The sequence below is a fragment of the Arthrobacter sp. MYb229 genome (assembly GCF_002975405.1).
GTDB lineage: Bacteria > Actinomycetota > Actinomycetes > Actinomycetales > Micrococcaceae > Glutamicibacter.
The window spans coordinates 1-18,982 of the sequence record NZ_PCPS01000002.1 but is presented as its reverse complement, the minus strand read 5'-3'; the positions used below and the strand labels follow the sequence as shown (position 1 = coordinate 18,982).

General features: G+C 65.4%; 20 protein-coding genes. 16 read left to right on the top strand and 4 right to left on the bottom strand.

Annotated features, from left to right (window positions below; all coding sequences use genetic code 11):
• The first annotated feature begins 56 nt into the window (after positions 1–56).
• Together CQ019_RS06630 and rmuC are read left to right on the top strand one after the other, a co-directional pair.
• Positions 57–788 (top strand): hypothetical protein, encoded by a 732-nt coding sequence (locus CQ019_RS06630; RefSeq protein ID WP_146113341.1) that lies wholly within the window; start codon positions 57–59, stop codon positions 786–788.
• A gap of 48 nt (positions 789–836) precedes the next feature.
• Positions 837–2,066 (top strand): DNA recombination protein RmuC, encoded by a 1,230-nt coding sequence (gene rmuC, locus CQ019_RS06625; RefSeq protein WP_105554107.1) that lies wholly within the window; start codon positions 837–839, stop codon positions 2,064–2,066.
• On the opposite strand, the gene CQ019_RS06620 is transcribed toward rmuC, so the two are convergent.
• Together CQ019_RS06620 and CQ019_RS06615 are read right to left on the bottom strand one after the other, a co-directional pair.
• The gene (locus CQ019_RS06620) at positions 2,063–2,557 is read right to left on the bottom strand and encodes a GNAT family N-acetyltransferase (RefSeq protein ID WP_105569301.1); all 495 of its coding nucleotides are present in this window, start codon (positions 2,555–2,557) and stop codon (positions 2,063–2,065) included. The genes rmuC and CQ019_RS06620 overlap by 4 nt on opposite strands.
• Before the next feature lie 98 nt (positions 2,558–2,655).
• Positions 2,656–3,339, bottom strand: coding sequence for a YitT family protein (locus CQ019_RS06615; RefSeq protein WP_105554109.1), 684 nt, complete (start codon positions 3,337–3,339; stop codon positions 2,656–2,658).
• A gap of 60 nt (positions 3,340–3,399) precedes the next feature.
• On the opposite strand from CQ019_RS06615, the gene CQ019_RS06610 reads away from it, so the two are divergent.
• On the top strand, positions 3,400–4,812 hold the full coding sequence (locus tag CQ019_RS06610; RefSeq protein WP_105569300.1) for a PLP-dependent aminotransferase family protein: 1,413 nt from the start codon (positions 3,400–3,402) through the stop codon (positions 4,810–4,812).
• A 122-nt stretch (positions 4,813–4,934) separates the two neighbouring features.
• Here CQ019_RS06610 and CQ019_RS06605 read toward each other — a convergent pair whose 3' ends face one another.
• Positions 4,935–5,414: an inorganic diphosphatase gene (locus CQ019_RS06605; RefSeq protein WP_096282979.1), complete on the bottom strand. Its 480-nt coding sequence runs from the start codon at positions 5,412–5,414 to the stop codon at positions 4,935–4,937.
• 98 nt (positions 5,415–5,512) lie between these two features.
• On the opposite strand from CQ019_RS06605, the gene CQ019_RS06600 reads away from it, so the two are divergent.
• The 13 genes from CQ019_RS06600 to panC all read left to right on the top strand — a co-directional run bounded on the left by CQ019_RS06600 (position 5,513) and on the right by panC (position 17,686).
• Positions 5,513–6,874: a D-alanyl-D-alanine carboxypeptidase/D-alanyl-D-alanine-endopeptidase gene (locus tag CQ019_RS06600; protein ID WP_105569299.1), complete on the top strand. Its 1,362-nt coding sequence runs from the start codon at positions 5,513–5,515 to the stop codon at positions 6,872–6,874.
• Between the two features lie 9 nt (positions 6,875–6,883).
• Positions 6,884–7,807: a zinc-dependent metalloprotease gene (locus CQ019_RS06595; RefSeq protein ID WP_105569298.1), complete on the top strand. Its 924-nt coding sequence runs from the start codon at positions 6,884–6,886 to the stop codon at positions 7,805–7,807.
• Positions 7,804–8,760, top strand: a complete 957-nt coding sequence (tilS, locus tag CQ019_RS06590; protein ID WP_105569297.1) for a tRNA lysidine(34) synthetase TilS — start codon at positions 7,804–7,806, stop codon at positions 8,758–8,760. Before CQ019_RS06595 ends, tilS begins: the two co-directional genes overlap by 4 nt.
• 50 nt (positions 8,761–8,810) lie before the next feature.
• Positions 8,811–9,362: a hypoxanthine phosphoribosyltransferase gene (gene hpt / locus CQ019_RS06585; RefSeq protein ID WP_105554114.1), complete on the top strand. Its 552-nt coding sequence runs from the start codon at positions 8,811–8,813 to the stop codon at positions 9,360–9,362.
• Between the two features lie 107 nt (positions 9,363–9,469).
• The gene (ftsH, locus tag CQ019_RS06580; RefSeq protein WP_105554115.1) at positions 9,470–11,395 is read left to right on the top strand and encodes an ATP-dependent zinc metalloprotease FtsH; all 1,926 of its coding nucleotides are present in this window, start codon (positions 9,470–9,472) and stop codon (positions 11,393–11,395) included.
• 10 nt (positions 11,396–11,405) lie between these two features.
• Complete coding sequence (gene folE, locus CQ019_RS06575) at positions 11,406–11,984, top strand: GTP cyclohydrolase I FolE (protein ID WP_255248300.1); 579 nt, start codon at positions 11,406–11,408, stop codon at positions 11,982–11,984.
• Positions 11,985–11,989: 5 nt separating this feature from the next.
• Positions 11,990–12,892 (top strand): dihydropteroate synthase, encoded by a 903-nt coding sequence (folP, locus tag CQ019_RS18455; RefSeq protein ID WP_181148303.1) that lies wholly within the window; start codon positions 11,990–11,992, stop codon positions 12,890–12,892.
• The gene (folK, locus tag CQ019_RS18705; protein WP_181148301.1) at positions 12,879–13,712 is read left to right on the top strand and encodes a 2-amino-4-hydroxy-6-hydroxymethyldihydropteridine diphosphokinase; all 834 of its coding nucleotides are present in this window, start codon (positions 12,879–12,881) and stop codon (positions 13,710–13,712) included. The genes folP and folK overlap by 14 nt, the downstream gene beginning before the upstream one ends.
• A complete protein-coding gene (locus CQ019_RS06565; protein ID WP_105554117.1) occupies positions 13,709–14,170 on the top strand; it encodes a DUF3180 domain-containing protein in 462 nt (153 codons plus the stop codon). Before folK ends, CQ019_RS06565 begins: the two co-directional genes overlap by 4 nt.
• Entirely contained in the window at positions 14,151–14,636 is a 486-nt protein-coding gene (locus tag CQ019_RS06560) for a PH domain-containing protein (protein ID WP_105554134.1), read from the top strand. Before CQ019_RS06565 ends, CQ019_RS06560 begins: the two co-directional genes overlap by 20 nt.
• Positions 14,633–15,943: a PH domain-containing protein gene (locus CQ019_RS06555; RefSeq protein WP_181148299.1), complete on the top strand. Its 1,311-nt coding sequence runs from the start codon at positions 14,633–14,635 to the stop codon at positions 15,941–15,943. The genes CQ019_RS06560 and CQ019_RS06555 overlap by 4 nt, the downstream gene beginning before the upstream one ends.
• Before the next feature lie 4 nt (positions 15,944–15,947).
• A complete protein-coding gene (locus tag CQ019_RS06550; protein ID WP_105554119.1) occupies positions 15,948–16,814 on the top strand; it encodes a Rossmann-like and DUF2520 domain-containing protein in 867 nt (288 codons plus the stop codon).
• 17 nt (positions 16,815–16,831) lie between these two features.
• Positions 16,832–17,686 (top strand): pantoate--beta-alanine ligase, encoded by an 855-nt coding sequence (panC, locus tag CQ019_RS06545; RefSeq protein WP_105569295.1) that lies wholly within the window; start codon positions 16,832–16,834, stop codon positions 17,684–17,686.
• 1 nt (position 17,687) lies between these two features.
• On the opposite strand, the gene CQ019_RS06540 is transcribed toward panC, so the two are convergent.
• Positions 17,688–18,650 carry a nitronate monooxygenase family protein gene (locus CQ019_RS06540; RefSeq protein ID WP_105569294.1) on the bottom strand — a complete coding sequence of 321 codons (963 nt, stop codon included), beginning with the start codon at positions 18,648–18,650 and terminating at the stop codon, positions 17,688–17,690.
• Between the last annotated feature and the right edge of the window lie 332 nt (positions 18,651–18,982).

Here is an 18,982-nt window from a genome sequence, read left to right as displayed (position 1 = left end):
TTCGACAGCGGCCGCTACGTGCACAGCATGGCCCCTGGTTCTGCGAAGATCATTGCATGAAGCTACAACAACGGTTGATGAGTGCCCTGCTGGTCGGCATGCTTGCGCTGGCAGCCGGGGCTCCTCACCGCGATTTGCCGGACCGGTCGCCGGCCCAAAGCGGGCCCTGCGCATCGATCCACCGGTTGAAGCCGGAACTTGAACTGAGCCAGCGCGTCACCTTCGTGCTGGCGCCGGCCTATGGACAAACCGAGGTAACCATCACCAATTGTCTGCTCGGCCGCGATGGTTACACGCAGCAGTGGAATGCCCGGGGCTTTGCCGGCAGCGCCGGTTTTGCCAGACCCGGTCCCGTGTATGTCAATTCGCTGCAGACACCAACCGGGTCCTATAGCGTCACCGAAGCGTTTGGTCGAAGCAATCCGGGAACGAGCCTTGGCTACCGTGAGCTCACCGAGGATTCCTATTGGAGTGGGCGCGAGGGGCGGCGCTTTAACAGCTATTTTGAGGGAGCGGGCGAGTTTCCCGACGAACCGCTCTGGCGATATATGCAGGCCGGGGACTACCAGCAGGCAGCCGTTGTCAACTACAACCGAGCGCCCGACGCTCGGCCGGTGCACGGGCGGAGCTTCGCGATATTCCTCCATGCGGGACTGCGCGAAACCTGGGGTTGCATCTCCACGGATCTGGCTACGGTGGAGAAATTTCTACGCGATACGCACCCGGGAGATCGAATCATCATGGGCGTGGAATCCGAATTATTCAAAGCTCTTGAAAGCCAGCGCTGAGGCCGGTTGCGGCCTATTATGTCCGATGGTGCTGATAGCTCTTGAGCTATGACTATTGTGCTGTTGGTGCTTGTGCTACTCAATATCCTGCTCGTTGTCGGCGCGCTCTTGCTGATCGTGCGGCGGACCGGTTCGAACGACCAGGCGCAGATTGCCGCGGCGGTGCGCGCAACCCATGGCGAGCTGCGCCAGGACCTGGGTGCGCAACGCGCCGAACTGCGCGATTCGCTGCACGAGGTGCGCCGGGACAGCGAGCAGCGGCTGGAAACGATCCGCGCCACCGTGGACGCGAAGATCACCGCGTTGAACGAATCGAACCAGCACATGCACCGCCAGCTGCACAGTGCGCTGCGCGAAGAACTAGAGCGCTTGCGCGTGGGCAACGAGTCGAAGCTCGAGAAGATGCGCGAGACGGTCGACGAGAAGCTGCAAGGGACCTTGGAGAAGCGGCTCGGTGAATCCTTTGAGCTTGTCAGCCAGCGCTTGGAGCAGGTGCAAAAGGGGCTGGGCGAAATGCAGAATCTGGCCGCGGACGTCGGCGGGCTCAAGCGCGTGCTGACGAATGTGAAGAGCCGCGGCACCTGGGGTGAGGTGCAGCTCTCGCGCCAATTGGAAGACCTGCTCACCACGGAGCAGTATGCGCAGAACGTGGTGATTCGGCCCGAGAGCCGCGACAGCGTCGAGTTCGCGGTGATCATGCCCGGGCGTGAGGAGAAGCCGGTGTATCTGCCGATCGACTCGAAGCTGCCGCAGGAAGACTACGAGCGGCTTTTAGACGCCCAGGAATCGGGCGACAAGCTGCAGCTCGATGCGGCGAGCAAGGCGCTGGATAGGGCCATCACCATCCAGGCGAAGAAGATCGCCGAGAAGTACATCGAACCGCCGCACAGCACGGACTTCGCGATCATGTACCTGCCCACCGAGGGGCTCTTCGCCGAGGTGGTGCGCCGCCCGGGACTTGCCAGCCGGCTGCAAACCGAACACCGGGTGCTGGTCACCGGCCCGACGACGCTGATGAGCCTGCTCAATTCGCTGCAGATGGGCTTCCGGACCCTGGCCATCGAAAAGCGCAGCAGCGAGGTCTGGCAGGTGCTGTCCGCGGCGAAGGCGGAGTTCCGCAAGTACGGGGACGTATGGGACAAGCTGGAGAAGCAGTTGAGCACCGCGCAGAACACGGTCAAGGAAGCCGGAACCCGAACCCGGGCGGTGGAACGCAGGTTGAAGGATGTCCAAAGCCTGCCCGAAGAGCCGGTTTTGGAGCAGGCGCTCGGGCGCTAGCGGTCCAGCCGCAGCTTGAATCCGAGATGCGAGGCGGTGAAGCCCAGCCGCTCGTAGAAGCGGTGCGCCTCTGCCCGCGAGGCATCCGAGGTGAGCTGGACCAGCCCGGCGGCGCAGGCCGGCGCCGCCGCGTCGATCACCCAGCGCAGCATCGCCGAGCCCAGGCCCGTCGAGCGGGAATCGGAGCGCACGCGGACCGCCTCCACGTTCAGCCTGACGGATCCGCTCCGGGAGATCCCGGGGATGGAAGTCAACTGCAGCATCGCGATCACCTCGCCGGCGCGTTCGCCGAGCACCAGATCGTTGCCCGGATCGGCCAGCAGCCGCTCCAGGGCCTGCGCATAGCCCGCGGAATCGGCCGTCGCTTCGCGCGCGGCGCCAAGCGCATCGTCGGCCAAGAGCTGGCGCATTGCCGGAAGGTCGGCCGGTTCGGCGCGGCGCAGCAGCACCTCGGAGTTCAGCGGCGTGGGCAGGTCGAGCGTGGCGAGCATGGGTAACCTTTCAAGAAATCAGGGGCCGAACCGCCGCGCCGATCCAGGGTAGGCGATTCACAATCCCAAGTATGCAGCGGAACTCCGGTCACCTCCCGCTAAGCGGCGGGCGTGGGCGCTTCCTCGGCGGGGTGCTCCGCGCGCAGCTCGACGATGCAGAAGCGCAGGAAGAGCTGGGTGACCGGTCCGATGGCCACCGCATACAAAACGGTTCCGAAGCCGACGATGCCGCCCAGCAGCCAGCCGATGGCCAGCACGCTGACTTCGACTCCGGTGCGCGCCAGGCGCAGGCTGACTCCGGTGCGCGCATGCAGCCCGGTCATCAGTCCGTCGCGCGGCCCCGGGCCAAGCTGGCTGCCGATATAGAGCCCGCCGCCGAACCCGTTCACCAGCAGGGAGCCGGCGAACAGGGCCAGCTGCGTGGGGAGGGAATCTGCCTGCGGAATCACGGCCAGTCCGATGTCGGCGGCCACTCCGATCCAGATGACGTTGGCGATGGTGCCCAGGCCGGGCATCTGGCGCAGCGGGATCCAGAGCAGCAGCACGAGGAAGCCGAAGAGGATCACCACTGTGCCCAGGCTGAGGCCGGTGTGCAGGGTCACGCCGTAATGGAGCACATCCCATGGGGCCAGGCCCAGTCCCGAACGGACAAAGCCCGCCATGGCCAGGCCAAAAAGGGTCAGGCCCACGAAGAGCTGGATGAGGCGCCGCGGAAGCCGCCCGGCGCGAAGCTGCGCCAGGGGTGTCAGGCGGGCCAATTTGGGGGAGCTGAAAGTTGCCATGAATCAATCATCTCGGCAAATGGCATTCAAAAAAAGTGCCAATTAGTGCACACTGGACCTATGACAGTGAACCAACGCCATCTGCCCGCCCGGCGATTGAGCGGGATGCTCGGACAGCGGGCGGGCGAGCAAGCGGCCTACAGCTGGCTCTCGGAGGGAATCCGGCAACTGGTGGTCAACGGCCGGGTGCTCCATGGAACCATGCTGCCCAGCGAGCGCGAGCTGGTGGCCGAGCTCGGAATGAGCCGCACCACAATCACGCGCGCCTATCAGGAGCTCCGCGAACGCGGCTTCGCCGAGGCCCGGCAGGGCTCGGGGACCAGGATCCGGATTCCCGGCGGGGAGATCGGGGGAGGCGCCGAGCCGTTGGCGGTGGGCGTGCAGGAAACGCTTCCGCCCGGTGGAATCGACCTCACCTGCGGGGCGCCTACTGCTCCGTTGGGCCTGGCCAGCTACTACCAACGCGCCCTCGATCAGCTGCCCGGCTACATCGGCGGGATGGGCTACTACCCGCTGGGCCTTCCGTTGCTGCGCGAGGCGATCGCCGAAGACTACGCCCGCCGCGGCCTGCCCACCGGCCCCGAGCAGATCATCGTGACCGCCGGCGCGCTGTCGGGGGTGGCCACCGCCGCCCGGACGGTGCTGGCCCGCTCAGCCCGGGTGCTGGCCGAAAGCCCCAGCTACCCGAACTCCGTGAACTCCCTGCGGCAGCACGGAGCGCGCATGCTCGCGATGCCCATCGGACCCGAGGGCAGCGACGTGGCGGGCATCGAAGCCGCTCTGGCCCGCGGCGGGATCGGCGCCATGCTGTGCCTGCCGGACTTCCACAACCCGACCGGTACCCTGCTGGAGAATGAGGGACGCGAGCGCTGGGCCCGGGCGTTGGCCCGCCACGGCGTCCAGGGGATCATCGACGAGACGAACGCCGAGCTGTGGCTGGACGAGCGGCCGCCGGTATTTCCGATGGCGAAGTTCGGCGAGAACCTGATTACCGTGGGCAGCGCCAGCAAAACCTACTGGGGCGGCCTGCGGCTGGGCTGGATCAGGGCGCCGCGAGCGCTGGTGGGGGCCATCAACCAGGTCCGGGCCACCATCGACCTCGGCGCACCGGTGCTGGAACAGCTGGTGCTGAGCATGCTCATCACCGAACGGGCGGGCCTAGACGAGCCGACGCGCGCCAGTCTGCGCGCCAGCCGTGACTGGCTCCACGGATCCTTGGGAGCCGAACTGCCCGAGTGGAAGATCCAGAAACCCGGCGGCGGAATGTCGCTGTGGTGCAATCTCCCGGCGCCCAGGTCCGCGGCCCTGGCGGCGCAGGCCCGGAAGGCGGGATTGGTGCTGAGTCCCGGGGCCACCTTCGCCGTTCAGGACCACGGCCTGGACCACTGGCTGCGCGTGCCCTACGCCCTCGATGGCGAAAGCCTGGCTCGGGCTGTGCCGCAGTTGGTCGAAGCCTGGAAGACGGTGGCCTGAGGTGCGTTACGCGGCGCGGAAGCCCGGGCACTTGCCGGCTTAAGCGGAAATGGGGCCCGGCCACCGCTTGGAAGCGATGAATCGGACCCCATTGCCGCCGAAGCGGCAACACCGGTGGAGAACTAGGCCTTGAAGCGCTCGATGGAGCGAGCCAGTTCGGCCTCGGCGGCCGCGCGGCCCTCCCAGCCCTCGGCCTTGACCCACTTGCCCGGTTCCAGGTCCTTGTAGCGGGTGAAGAAGTGCTCGATTTCCTTGATCAGCCACTGATCGATGTCTTCGAGTTCCTTGATGTGGTCGAAGCGCTTGTCGGTCGGCACGCACAGCAGCTTCGCGTCGCCACCGCCATCGTCGGTCATGTTGAAAACGCCGATGGGGCGGGACTCGACGATGACGCCCGGGATCAAATCGACACCCGGGATGTAAACCATGGCGTCCAATGGATCGCCGTCTTCGCCCAGGGTGTCGTCGAAGTAGCCGTAGTGGGTCGGGTACTGCATGGAGGTGAAGAGCACTCGATCCAGGCGCAAGCGATGGGTCTCGTGGTCGATTTCGTACTTGACGCGTGATCCGGTTGGGATCTCGATGGTCACGTCGTGGCTCATAAAAAGCACACTCCTAAACTAGTCTTAGGGATATCCGCTAATAAGCGTATCGCCCCCGGGGGCATAAGTAGCTAAACCCGCGAGAGGAACATGCTCACATGAACAGTGCCGTAAGACGCGTGCTGACGCTTGCGGTGGCGCTGTTGGCAGTGGTGGGCATGGCCGTGGCGATGTTCAGCGCGCCGCGCAGCTTCACCGGTGAACCGCAGGCGCACTACGTCCGTGCCAGCGCAACCGCTCCGGACGCCGCGCCGGTCACCGTCAAGGATCTGGATCCCGAAGCTCCCCTGCCCGATAGCGCGGTGCTCGCCGCGCAACTGGATGCGATCCTGGGCACCAAGGGGGATCAGACCTCCTTCAATGCCCAGGTGGTCGACGTGGCCAGCGGCAAGGTGCTCTACGACAAGAATGCGCAAACTCCCGGAACTCCGGCCTCAAGCCTGAAGGTGGCCACCGCGCTGGCCGCGCTGGATACCCTCGGCGGGGAGCACCAACTGTCCACCAGCGTGTGGCTAGACGGTAACACCCTGGTATTGCGCGGCGGCGGGGATGTGCTGCTGGGCGACGGCGAGTCCGACCCCGCGCACCCCAAGGGCTACGCGGGCCTGGCCACTCTCGCGGCGCAAACCGCGAAGGCGCTGGAGGATCGCGGCATCGGCGAGGTGGAGCTCTGGCTCGACGATTCGCTCTTCGGCGATGCGCAGACGAACCCGGCCTGGGATAAGTCGTTGTTCACCTCGAATAACATCGGCGCGGTATACCCGATCGCGCACTACGCCGGACGCGCCGCCGAAAGCACCCGCTCGGCCTATCAGTCAGACGCCGCCCAGCAGGTGCGCAAGGTTTTCGCCGCCGAGCTGGGCAAGCAGGTGAAGGTCAGCACGGGCGGACGCGGCGCCTACGAGGGCGGGGAACAGCTCACCGAGGTGCTCTCCGCCCCGCTGCGCGTGCAGATCAAGCACATGCTGCTGGTCTCGGACAACTACCTGACCGAAGCCATGGGCCGGCTGGTCGCGGTGCGCCAGGGCCTGGACCCGAAGCAGGCCGGATTGGCCGTGCAGCAGGTGGCACAAACATATGGCGCCACCGGCATATCCTTGGTGGATACCAGCGGGCTGGCCGCAGCCAACCAAATTTCACCGGCCGCGTTGACCACGCTGCTGCGCGCCGCGGCCACCAGCGGAAAACCCGAACTGCGCGAACTGGTCTACTCGCTGCCCGTCGCTGGATACAACGGCACCCTGATGAACCGGCTCGATGCCGCCGCTACCCTCGGGCTGGTGCGGGCGAAAACCGGCTCGCTGACCGGGGTGGCCACGCTGACCGGGATGACGCTGACCGAAGACGGGCGGCTGATCGCTTTCAGCATCTTTGCCGCACAGCCCAACGGGGCGCTGGCACCACATAAACCAACCATCGACCAGGCAGTCACCGCCCTGCGCGGCTGTGGGTGCCGGTAGGAGAATTACATGAGCCAGTTCATCGATTGGGATCTCGCCGTAAGCACCGCAAAAACGCTGATGCCCGCCGGGCCGGCGCTGAGCGGCAAACAGGCGGCGCGGATCGTGGAAGAACTGCGCATCGCCGGCGGGCAGGGGCTCACCGAGGCCGAACGGATCTCGCAGCTGACCTCCACCGCACCCTCCGAAACCCTCGTGGTGGACCGCGCCGGATGGGCCAAGGCGGTCAGCCAGAACTTCGCCGCAATGCTTCCCGAGCTGCCCAAAACCCCCACCGCCCTGCCGCTGATCGCCGGGGCGGAACTCGGTGCGGTGCTTTCGGTGCTCGGCCCCCGGGTGCTGGGGCAATTCGACCCGTTCGCCGGCCCCCGGCTGCTGCTCAACGCCCCGACGATCACCCAGATCCGCGGCGAGCTGAACCTGAACGCGCGGGACTTCTACCTGTGGATCGCCACCCACGAGCAGACCCACCGGCTGCAGTTCGAACATGCGCCATGGATCCCTGGGGTGATGAAGCAGACCCTGGCCGAGGTCTTCGAGCCGCTGGGCGGGAAGACCAACTCGATGAACGACATCGGGGCGCGGATCAAAACCATGCGCAGCGAGGTCGGCGAGCTGACCAGCATCATGTCGGTGCTCGAAGGCCACGCAATGGTCGTGATGAACGATGTCAGCTCGATCCGCACGATCAAGACCATCCGCAACCGCTTCACCGCCCGCGGCAAGAACCGTTCGCCCTGGGCCAGCTGGATCGGCAAGCTGCTGGGCATGGACGCCAAGGCCCGCCAGTACGAGCGCGGCGCGAAGTTCGTGCGCCACCTGGTGGACGAGATCGGCTATGCCGGCTTCAACGAGATCTTCACCGACCGGGAACTGTTCCCCAGCTCCGCGGAACTCGACAACCCCGCACGCTGGCTGGCCCGCACCCGATGAGCCGGCCGATCGACCTGGCCCGCAACGCGGTGGCGGCGCAGGCCGGAGAATTCGCGCTGCTCGGCGTTTCGGGCGGGGCCGACTCCCTGGCGCTGGCCGTTGCCGCCAGCCAGCTGCGCGAGCGGATCCGCTTCGCCGTGGTGATCGTGGACCATGGCCTGCAAGCGGGCAGCGCCGCGGTGGCGGCGCGCGCCGCCGCGCAATGCCAGGCGCTGGGCCTGGAGGAGGTGCTGCTCAAGACGGTGCACACCGCCGGGGACGAGGCCTCCGCCCGGGCCGCCCGATATGCGGCCTTCGAGCAAGCCATGGAGCAGACCGGGGCGCAACGCCTGCTGCTCGCGCACACCAAAGACGATCAGGCCGAACAGGTGCTGCTGGGGATCCTGCGCGGTTCGGGCACCAGGTCCTTGGCCGGAATACCCGTCTCGCGCGGCCCCTACGCCCGCCCGCTGCTGGAGCTGACCCGCCAAGACACCGAGCACATCTGCGCGCGGGCCGGCGTCGAGTACTGGGAAGACCCGAGCAATGCGGACACCGCCTACCGACGCAACCACATCCGCCACGAGGTGCTCCCGTTTTTGCGTGCGCAGCTCGGCGGGCACCTGACCGAGGCGCTGGCCCGCACCGCGGCGCTGGCGGCGGCGGACGCAGACGCGCTGGACTCCTGGGCCGGCCGAGCCTGGGCGCAGGCACGCAGCGCCGCCGGGGTGGACTTGCGGATTCTTGCCACTTTTCCCGAAGCCATCGCCTCCAGGGTGCTGCGCCTGGCCGCCGCCGAGGCCGGGGCGCAGAATCTGGGCAGCGAGCGCACGGCGGCCTTGTGCGCGCTGGCCGGGGTGGGGGCGAGCAAGTCCCGTTCGGCCGGTCCGGTGCAGCTCGAAGGCAAGATCAGTGCGTTGCGGCGCTCCTCGGTGATAGTTTTCACGACCACAAGCTCAACAACACTAAACTAAATGTGGCACTCTAGTTGAGTACCCCACCTCTGAGAATCAGGAGAACCCTCGTGGATTCGAACACAGTCAAGGCCGATCTCGCGCACGTACTGTATACCAAGGAAGAAATCCAGGCTCGCATCGATGACCTGGCCGCACAGATCGACAAGGATTACGAGGGACGCGACATCCTCGTTGTCGGCGTGCTCAAGGGTGCGGTGATGGTCATGGCGGATCTGGTCCGCGCGCTGAAGTCCCACCTGTCCATGGACTGGATGGCGGTCTCCTCCTACGGTTCCGGAACCCAGTCTTCCGGCGTGGTGCGTATTCTCAAGGACCTGGACACCGATTTGATGGGCAAGCATGTGCTCATCGTCGAAGACATCATCGACTCGGGCCTGACCCTGTCCTGGTTGAAGGCCAACCTGGAATCCCGCGGCCCGGCCTCGGTGGAAATCTGCACCCTGCTGCGCAAGCCGGAAGCGGCGAAGGTGGAAATCGACGTGAAATACGTCGGCATGGACATTCCCAACGAATTTGTTGTCGGCTACGGCTTGGATTACGCGGAAAAGTACCGCAACCTGGACTGCGTGGGCACCTTGGCTCCGCACATCTACGAGTAGGGAACTTTTAACGCCGCTTAGGCGTTGAACTGAATCGAAGGTGGCGTTGCCCGGACGCCGGCAGAACGCGTGAGGGGGATGCGAAAGGTACGGGACCTTTCGGGTCGATGAAAACTAAGAAGATTTTTAACAGCTGGATCATTTGGGTCCTGGTCGGTGTGACCGCGATGGTGTTGTTCCTGCCGATGGTATTCGGCAACGGTTCGGCACAAGTGGATACCTCCGTGGGCCTGAACCAACTCACCAGCGGTAACGCCACCGAAGCGAAGATCTTCGACGGAGATCAACGAGTAGACCTGACCTTGCGCGACGCGCTGAACGTCGACGGAGTGGACAAGGGAAAGAAGATTTCCTTCTACTACTCCGTACCCCGCGCCGACCAGGTGGTCGACGCGATGAACGACGCGCAGCTGAGCAAGTTCACCGATCAGCCGGTGGAAAACAACTGGCTGCTCTCGATGCTCGGCATCATTATCCCCTTCATCCTGATTGCAGGCATCTTCTGGTTCATCCTGGCGCGCAGCCAGGGTGGCGGTTCGAAGGTGATGCAGTTCGGCAAGTCCAAGGCGAAACTGATCACCAAGGATATGCCGCAGGTGACCTTCGTGGACGTGGCCGGCGCCGAAGAGGCGGTGGAGGAACTGCACGAAATCAAGGAGTTCCTGCAGGAGCCCGCCAAATTCCAGGCCGTGGGCGCGAAGATTCCCAAGGGCGTGCTGCTCTACGGCCCTCCGGGCACCGGCAAGACGCTGCTGGCCAAGGCCGTGGCCGGCGAGGCGGCGGTCCCGTTCTACTCGATCTCCGGTTCCGACTTCGTCGAGATGTTCGTCGGCGTGGGTGCCTCGCGCGTGCGCGACCTGTTCGAACAGGCCAAGACCAATTCCCCGGCGATCATCTTCGTTGATGAGATCGACGCCGTGGGCCGGCACCGCGGCGCCGGAATCGGCGGCGGCAACGACGAACGCGAGCAGACGCTGAACCAGCTGCTGGTCGAGATGGACGGCTTCGACGCCTCCACCAACGTCATCCTGATCGCCGCGACCAACCGTCCGGACGTGCTGGACCCGGCGCTGCTGCGCCCGGGACGCTTCGACCGGCAGATCCCGGTGGAGGCACCGGATCTGAAGGGCCGCGAACAGATCCTGAAGGTCCACGTGGCCGGCAAGCCGATGGACGCCACGGTGGATCTGAACGCGGTGGCGAAGAAGACCCCGGGCTACACCGGCGCGGATTTGGCCAACGTGCTCAACGAGGCCGCGCTGCTCACCGCCCGCTCGAACGCCAACCTGATCGATGACCGCGCGCTGGACGAAGCGATCGACCGGGTGATGGCCGGGCCGCAGAAGCGCACCCGGCTGATGGACGAGCACGAGCGCAAGGTCACCGCCTACCACGAGGGCGGCCACGCGCTGGTGGCCGCGGCGATGAACCAGACCGCACCGGTCACCAAGATCACCATCCTGCCCCGCGGCCGCGCCCTGGGCTACACCATGGTGGTCCCGGAGTCCGATAAGTACTCGATCACCCGCAACGAACTGCTGGACCAGATGGCCTACGCCATGGGCGGCCGCGTGGCCGAGGAGATCGTCTTCCACGATCCCTCCACCGGCGCGTCCAACGACATCGAGAAGGCCACCGACACCGCACGCAAGATGGTCACCGAATACGGCATGAGCGAGAAGATCGGCGCGGTGCGCCTGGCCTCCTCGGCCGCCGCGCAGGGCATGGGCACCGGGAGCCGGGACTACTCCGATGAGATGGCCCACCTGGTCGACGAGGAGGTGCGCACGCTCATCGAGCAGGCGCACGACGACGCCTACTGGGCGCTGACCGCCAACCGCCACGTGCTGGACCGCCTCGCGCTGGCCCTGCTGGAGCACGAAACGCTGAACCAGAAGGAAATCGCCGAGCTCTTCGTCGATCTGGTCAAGCGCGACAAGCGCGACGTGTGGCTGAGCAACGACGAGCGTCCGGTCCACGAACAAGGCCCGGTATTAAGCCCCAAGGAGCGCGCGGCGCGTTCGACCGACTAGGATCGAAGTCGTGATTGAAGTCAATGAGATCGACCAGCCGCGCATTGCCGCGGCGGTCCGCGAAATCCTCGAAGCGATCGGCGAAGATCCGGACCGCGATGGCCTGCTGGACACCCCGAAGCGGGTAGCCAAGGCCTACGCCGAATTCTTCGCCGGTTTGCATCAGGATGCCGCCGAACACCTGTCCACCACTTTCGACATCGAACATGACGAACTGGTGCTGGTCAAGGACATCCCGTTCTATTCCACCTGCGAACACCACCTGGTCCCGTTCTACGGCACCGCGCATATCGGCTACATTCCGGGCCGCGGCGGCAAGGTCACCGGTCTGAGCAAGCTGGCGCGCCTGGTCGAGGTCTTCGCCCGCCGCCCGCAGGTGCAAGAGCGCTTGACCACCCAGATCGTCGATGCGCTCGTCGAACACCTCGAACCCACCGGCGCGATCGTCGTGATCGAATGCGAGCACATGTGCATGTCGATGCGCGGGGTGCGCAAGCCCGGCGCGAAGACCGTCACCAGTGCGGTGCGCGGACAGCTGCGCGAGACCGCAACCCGTGCCGAAGCCATGAGCCTGATCCTCGGAAGGTAGCAATTATGTCACTTGGAGCCATCCCGGGCACCGGCCCGGCCACCAGCCCGCTGACCGTGATCCGCAAGTCGAAGCGGAAGAGCTTCGCGGACCTGCCCACCGGGCGCACCCTGGTGATGGGGATCCTGAACGTCACCGAGGACTCCTTCTCCGACGGCGGCGAGTTCCTGGGCACCGACAAGGCGCTGGACCACGGGCTGAAGCTGCTCTACGCCGGAGCCGACATCATCGACGTGGGCGGGGAATCCACCCGTCCCGGAGCCAAGGACGTGGATCCCGCCCTGGAGCAGGCGCGCATCATCCCGGTGATCGAGGCGCTGGCCAAGGCCGGCGCGGTAATCTCCGTGGACACCATGCACGTGTCCACCGCCCGCGCGGCCATCGCCGCCGGGGCGCAGCTGGTCAACGATGTCTCCGGGCTGACCTATGAGCAGGGCATGGCGGAACTGATCGCCGAAACCGGGGTCCCCTACGTGCTGATGCACCGCCGCGGCACCGCCGCGAATATGGTGCACGAGGCGAACTACGGGGACCCGGTGGCCGAGGTGCTCGCCGAGCTGCGCACCCTGCGCGACGAGTTCCTGGCCAAGGGCGTGAAGCCCGAACAGCTGATCCTCGACCCGGGCCTGGGCTTCGCGAAAAATGCCGAGCACAACTGGGCGCTGCTGGCCAACCTGGCGGCCTTCGCGGCGCTGGGCCACCCGGTGCTGGTCGGCACCAGCCGCAAGCGTTTCCTCGGCGAACTGCTGGCCGACGGCAAGGACCCGCGCGAACCGCTGGGCCGCGACGTGGCGACCGCCGCGACCACCGTGCTCGCCGCCCGGGACAACGCCTGGGCGGTGCGCGTGCACGATGTGGCGGCCAGCCGCGACGCGTTGGAAGTCGTGCAGGCCTATGGATCGCATTAGCATTCAGGGAATTTCCGCCACCGGCTATCACGGGGTCTTCGACCACGAGAAGCGCGAAGGCCAGGAATTCCGCATCGACGTGGTGCTGCATGTGGACATCACCCGGGCCGCGCTGAGCGATGACGTGGCGGACACCGTGGACTACGGGGCCGTCAGCCAGCTGGTGGTCGCGCAGATCCAGGCCGGACCCTGGGACCTGATCGAAAAGCTCGGTGCGCAGATCGCCGAGGCGATCCTCGCCGCCTGGCGCTCGGTGGCCACCGTGGAGGTGGTGGTGCACAAGCCGCAGGCTCCGATTCCGGTGCCTTTTTCCGATGTGAGCATCTCGCTGACCCGGCAGCAGAGCGTACATACCGCGATTATCGCGCTGGGCGCCAACCTCGGGGACAGCGCCGCGACGCTGCGCTCGGCCATCGCGGAACTGCGCGAGCACCTCGAGGTGCTGCGGACCTCCCCGGTAGCGCTGACCAAGCCGGTGGGCGGCCCGCCGGAGCAGCCCGATTACACCAACCAGGTCATCGAGGTGCGCACCACGCTGGGTCCATACGAGCTGCTTGAGCTGTGCCAAAGCATCGAGGCCAACCACGAGCGCACCCGCGAGGTGCGCTGGGAGGCGCGCACGCTGGACCTGGATCTGATCACCTTCGACCAGCTGCGCCTGGACGAGGAACTGCTGACCCTGCCGCATCCGCGCGCCCACACCCGCGGGTTCGTGCTCGCCCCGTGGAGCTGGATGGATGCCGACGCGGTGCTCAACGGACAGCTGGTATCCCGGCTGGCGGCCGAAGCGGCGGACACCGCGGACATCATCAGGCTATGAACCGGCTCAAGCTGCGCACGCTCATCTGGTGCACGCTGCTTGGCGGCGTGACCGGTTGGGTTGCCTTGCGCCTGCTCACGGCCGCCGGCAGGTTCTCCCCGGTGCTCGACTACGCCGCGTTGTTCTCCCTGGGCGCGGTGTGCGCGGTGGTCCTCTTCCTCGGCATCCGGGTCAAGCGTTCAACCCTGGGCCGCGGCCATATCGACCCGATCGCCGCCGCGCGCACGCTTGTGCTCGCGCAGGCGGCCGCCTACGCCGGCGCACTGATTACCGGCTGGCATCTGGCCCCGCTGCTGACCTTGCTGTTCGCCTCCGGCTCGAGCCCCACGCTCACCCGCGCGATGGTCCTCACCGGCGCCGGGATCCTGATGGTGGTCATCGGCTACCTTGTCCAGCACCTTTGCAAACTACCGCCCGAGGACACCGATGAAAATACCGATGGAATCGTCACCGAATAACTTCACCGCGGTGGACCCCGACTATTTTAAGGTCAAGCTGGCCACCTGGCTGATCCAGACCGGCAGCTACCTGCTGGTGGCGCTGCTGCCGTTGATCCTGCGCCTGTTCGGCCTCCCCGTGCCCTGGTGGTTGGTCATCCTCCCGCCGGTGCTGGTCCTCGGCCTGGCCTTGCCGATCCTGCGCATGCTGCGCCGCCAGGTGCGGGCGCTGGGCTACCGGGAACGCGAAGAAGACCTGCTGGTGCGTTCCGGGGTGCTCTGGCGCAAGCAACTTGTCATCCCCTACGGGCGCATGCAATATGTCGAGGTCACCAGCGGGCCGCTGGAACGCCGCTATGGGTTGTGCAAGCTGACGCTGAACACCGCCGCCGGGTCGGCCACCGCGGTCATCCCCGGGCTGCGCGAAGACACCGGGCAGGCATTGCGCGAACGCTTGGTCGCGGCCGGCGAGGCGAACCTGCTGTGAACGAATGGCAGCGGGTCCACCCGGCCAGCCCCTTTGTGCACGGCTGGCTGGCCATCGTCGGTTTGGCCTGGGTGTACTGGCAGAATACCGATGACATTTCCTGGGCGGAACGTTTCACCGGCAGCCGGCTGGCCTGGACCGTGGGCATCGGCTCGGCGGCGCTGGCGCTGGTGCTCATCTTCTACGCGCTGTCCTGGTATTTCACCCGCTACCGGATCAGCGAAACCCACGTTTATGTGAACGCCGGAATGGTCTTCCGCAGCCAAAAGCAGGCGCGCATCGACCGGGTGCAGGGCATCGACATCGCCCAGCCCCTGGTGGCCCGGCTGCTCGGCTTGGCCGAACTGCGCTTCGATGTGGCCGACGGTTCGGCCTCGGTCATGCGCCTGTCCTTCCTGCGCAAGGCGCACGCCCACCAGCTGCGTGCCGAGATCCTGGCGCTGGCCCAAGGCGAGATCCCGGTGCAGGAAGAAGCCGCGCAGCCGGTTCCGCTGATGGCCAAGGTGCCAGCCGGACGCCTGCTCGCCTCCATGTTCCTGCGGCTTCCCACGGTGGTTGGCGTGCTCTTGGCGTTGGTTCTGGGCATCCTGAGCCTCTCGGGGGTTGGCGTGCTGGTTGCCGGCCTGGTGCCGATGCTGCTCGGCTTCGGCGGCTGGTTCTACAAGGAACTGAACAACTCATGGAACTTCAGTGCGAGCGCCACGGATACCGGCCTGCGGATCAGCCACGGGCTGGCCGATACCAAGCAGCAGTCGTTGCCGGCCGGCCGGGTGCAGTCGATCCAGATCAGTTCGCCGGCCTTTTGGCGGCTGCTCGGCTGGTACCGGGTGGAGGTCAACGCGCTCGGTGTCGGTGAAGAAGAAATGTCGAATCTGCTGGTGCTGCCCGTCGGGGACTTCGAAGCGGTCACCCAGGTGATGGGGATCTTGCTGCCCGAGTTGGGGGTCGAGAACCAGCGCGCGGTGCTGCATACCGCCATCACCAGCGGAACCGACCACGGTTTCACCAGCTCACCGGCTCGTGCCAAGGCGTTGTCTCCGGGGGCCTGGAAGCATCAGGCGTTTTTGAGCACCGGCAGTTGCGTGATCACCCGCTTCGGTTGGCTTTCGCGCAGCGCGGCCTTCGTGCCGCATAGGCGGATCCAGGGGATGGTGCTGCAGCAGGGCCCCTGGGAGCGTCGCCGGGAGTTGGCGGGGATCCGCCTGTACAGCGCAGGTGGCTCGATCATGGGCTACATGCATCAGCTCGATGAGCAGGTAGCGACAGAATTTTTTGCGGCGCAAGCGCGGCGACAGGTTGAGAGGTAGATCCATGGAGGCACCACGCTTAGGCATTGGAATCATCTCCGCCGGCAAGGTCGGAGCGGTCCTCGGAGCCGCATTGGCGGCCGCCGGGCACCGGATCACCGGCGTGCATGCGGTCTCCGAAGCGTCGCGGGACCGTGCCGAGGTGTTGCTGCCCGGCGTGGAGATCCTGGATCCGGCCGAAATCCTGCGGCGCAGCGAGCTGGTGCTCTTCGCGGTCCCAGATGATGTGCTCGGCGAACTGGTCCAGGGCTTGGCCGCCGCTGGGCACTTTGTGACAGGCCAGCTGGTTGCCCACACCGCCGGACGGTACGGCACCGGGATCCTGGAGCCCGCGCGAGCCGCCGGAGCCTTCCCGCTGGCCATCCACCCGGCAATGACCTTTACCGGGATGAGCTTGGATCTGCAACGGCTTACCGACTGCGTTTTCGCCGTCACCGCGGATGAAATCATGCTCCCCGTGGCTCAGGCGCTCGTGGTGGAGATGCGCGGAGAGCCGGTGGTAATCGCCGAGGCAGACCGCGTGAGCTATCACGCGGCGCTGGCCCATGCGGCAAATCATCTGAACACCATTACCGCGCAGTCGGCCGATATGCTACGCCGGATCGGGGTGCAAGATCCGGCGGCTACGCTGCGTGCGTTGATGGGCGCAAGCCTGGACAACGCCTTGCGTTCGGGAGCCGGAGCCTTGACCGGGCCGGTAGCCCGGGGCGACGTGGGAACCGTCAGGGCGCATCTGGCCGCGATGGCCAAGGACCAAACCGAGACCGTGGACAGTTACCGCAGCCTCTCGCGGGCTACCGCGCAACGTGCGGCGGCACTCGGGCGGATCTCGCCGGGAACACTTCAAGAACTGCTGCAGGTTCTAGAATAGAGGGCGTGAAGACCCCGATGATTGTTCAAACCCGCGATGAGCTGAAGACAGCGATCGCTCAGGCCAACCCGCAAACTCTGGGCTTTGTTCCCACCATGGGGGCATTGCATGAGGGGCACGCGCGACTTTTTGCCAAGGCGCGTACCGAAAACGAGTTGGTGGTCAGTTCGGTCTTCGTCAATGAGCTGCAATTCAATGATGCACAGGACTATGCCAATTACCCGCGTGACCTAGATGCCGATGTGCAATTGGCCGCGCAGGCCGGGGTCGATATCGTCTTCGCGCCGCGCGCCGAGGAAATCTACCACGCGGGGATGCCGTTGATCCGGCTGAACAGCGGGGTGCTGGGCGAAATGTACGAGGGGGCCTCCCGCCCGGGGCATTTCGACGGGATGCTGGCGGTGGTGGCCAAGCTGCTTCACCTGGCAGATCCGCGGCAAGGCGAATACCGCGCCTATTTCGGGCAGAAGGACGCTCAGCAGTTGGCGCTCATCCGGCGGATGGTCGCAGATTTGGACTACCCGGTGCAACTGCGCTCGGTGCCGATCGTAAGGAGCCCCGAAGGGCTGGCGCTGTCCAGCCGCAATGCGTTGCTCAACGCCGAAGAATTGCGGGCCGCGTTGGTGCTGCACCGTGCGATAGAACTGATTTCCGGGCGTGCTGCCCGTCACGAACCGCTGAATATTGACGACGCGCTGGGCCTGTTCCAGATGGAACCACTAGTCGAGCTCGACTATTTCGTGGTGGTAGACCCCAATACCCTCCAGGAGCTAGCCTTCAATTGCCAGGACACTCCCTTTACCGGGCAGGGCCTCGTGCTGGTGGCGGCCAAGGTCGGTAATGTGCGCTTGATCGATAACCAGCCAATTTAAGTCAGTCGAAGCGTCGTGCGGTCCGCTCGAGAATTTCGCGGAATTGTCCCAACTCGGCCATGATCTGCGCGGCGCTTTCCTCTGCTTGAACGAATTGGACCGCTTCACCGGCATAAACCGGGGCCATCGAGACCAGCGCTTGCGCGCGGGCAGTGCGCATCTGTTCACGCAGCTGTTCCGTGGCAGCGGCCTGCAGCCCGGGAATGTCCCCGGCCCAGTGCTGGCTGAATTCGTTTCTCAGCGCCCGTCCGCCAAACTCTTCCGCCCAGGGAAGCTGCTGTGCGATATCAAATGCGCGGGTGTATACGGTGTCGTCTAATCCGGAGGCCAGGACCGCGGCCTTTAAGTTCTCGTGTCCGCTGGCTTCGGCACTAGCAAGGAAACGCGTCCCTACCCAAGCCGCATCTGCGCCGGCGGCCAATACCGCAGCCACGGCCCGGGCGGTGCCGATGCCGCCGGCGGCGATCACCGGTTTAACGTTCTGCATCGTCGCCAGCTGCACCAGCGGCAGCGTTCCCGCTTCGTTGCGCCCATGGCCGCCGCCTTCGCCGCCCCGGGCAATGACAACATCGATATCATCTTGCATGGCCCGGGCGAGGTCTTCCGCGTTTCCCACCTGCATGGCAGTGAGCACTCCCGCTTCGTGGGCTAGGGCCGCACTCCTGGTGGGGTCGCCGAAACTCAACACAACCAATGACGGCTCGTAGTCGAGGAAGCTTTCCAAGGCGCTCAAGTCATTTTCCAAAGACCACGCCATGAAACCGACACCCCAGGGGGAATCTGTTGAGCCCAGATGGGCTGCCTGCTCCGAAATCCATTCGCCGGTGGGGGTGGCCGGGCAGCCAATCATCCCTACGCCGCCGGCGGCGCTGACGGCGGCAGCGAGCTGGCCGCCGGCGGCGCCTGCCATCGAAGCGTTAAAGATTGGCTCACGGTATCCAAGGAGTGTCTGAAGGTCGCTCATAACGCCAGACTAGGACACCAAATTGAATGTGACGCAGAACCCCCTCCGTCGATTTGTAAGTTAACCGAAGTCTCTGTATAGTTTTTCTCTGTTGCCGGAACGCAAACAACGTGGAATACACGTAGAATTCATCCGGTGGCAAAGAGCTTTTCACAAGGCGTTTCGACTGGTTTTGACCGGTTCACGAAACATGCTAGAGTTGTAAAGTTGCTCCGGAGCGAAGCAGCCGCCGATTGCGGTGGTTGTGGTGTCGAGAGTGTTTGTTGTTTGAGAACTCAATAGTGTGCCAAGTTTATTGATACCGAATTATTTTTAATTTGGTGGATATATAA

Coding starts and splice junctions, on each gene's coding strand:
- CQ019_RS06550 (WP_105554119.1), top strand. CDS start 15,948: ATGGAGGCACCACGCTTAGGCATTGGAATCATCTCCGCCGGCAAGGTC.
- folP (WP_181148303.1), top strand. CDS start 11,990: ATGTCACTTGGAGCCATCCCGGGCACCGGCCCGGCCACCAGCCCGCTG.
- CQ019_RS06540 (WP_105569294.1), bottom strand. CDS start 18,650: ATGAGCGACCTTCAGACACTCCTTGGATACCGTGAGCCAATCTTTAAC.
- CQ019_RS06620 (WP_105569301.1), bottom strand. CDS start 2,557: ATGCTCGCCACGCTCGACCTGCCCACGCCGCTGAACTCCGAGGTGCTG.
- panC (WP_105569295.1), top strand. CDS start 16,832: ATGATTGTTCAAACCCGCGATGAGCTGAAGACAGCGATCGCTCAGGCC.
- CQ019_RS06565 (WP_105554117.1), top strand. CDS start 13,709: ATGAACCGGCTCAAGCTGCGCACGCTCATCTGGTGCACGCTGCTTGGC.
- tilS (WP_105569297.1), top strand. CDS start 7,804: ATGAGCCGGCCGATCGACCTGGCCCGCAACGCGGTGGCGGCGCAGGCC.
- CQ019_RS06610 (WP_105569300.1), top strand. CDS start 3,400: ATGACAGTGAACCAACGCCATCTGCCCGCCCGGCGATTGAGCGGGATG.
- CQ019_RS06630 (WP_146113341.1), top strand. CDS start 57: ATGAAGCTACAACAACGGTTGATGAGTGCCCTGCTGGTCGGCATGCTT.
- CQ019_RS06600 (WP_105569299.1), top strand. CDS start 5,513: ATGAACAGTGCCGTAAGACGCGTGCTGACGCTTGCGGTGGCGCTGTTG.
- folK (WP_181148301.1), top strand. CDS start 12,879: ATGGATCGCATTAGCATTCAGGGAATTTCCGCCACCGGCTATCACGGG.
- ftsH (WP_105554115.1), top strand. CDS start 9,470: ATGAAAACTAAGAAGATTTTTAACAGCTGGATCATTTGGGTCCTGGTC.
- CQ019_RS06595 (WP_105569298.1), top strand. CDS start 6,884: ATGAGCCAGTTCATCGATTGGGATCTCGCCGTAAGCACCGCAAAAACG.
- CQ019_RS06605 (WP_096282979.1), bottom strand. CDS start 5,414: ATGAGCCACGACGTGACCATCGAGATCCCAACCGGATCACGCGTCAAG.
- CQ019_RS06615 (WP_105554109.1), bottom strand. CDS start 3,339: ATGGCAACTTTCAGCTCCCCCAAATTGGCCCGCCTGACACCCCTGGCG.
- rmuC (WP_105554107.1), top strand. CDS start 837: ATGACTATTGTGCTGTTGGTGCTTGTGCTACTCAATATCCTGCTCGTT.
- CQ019_RS06560 (WP_105554134.1), top strand. CDS start 14,151: ATGGAATCGTCACCGAATAACTTCACCGCGGTGGACCCCGACTATTTT.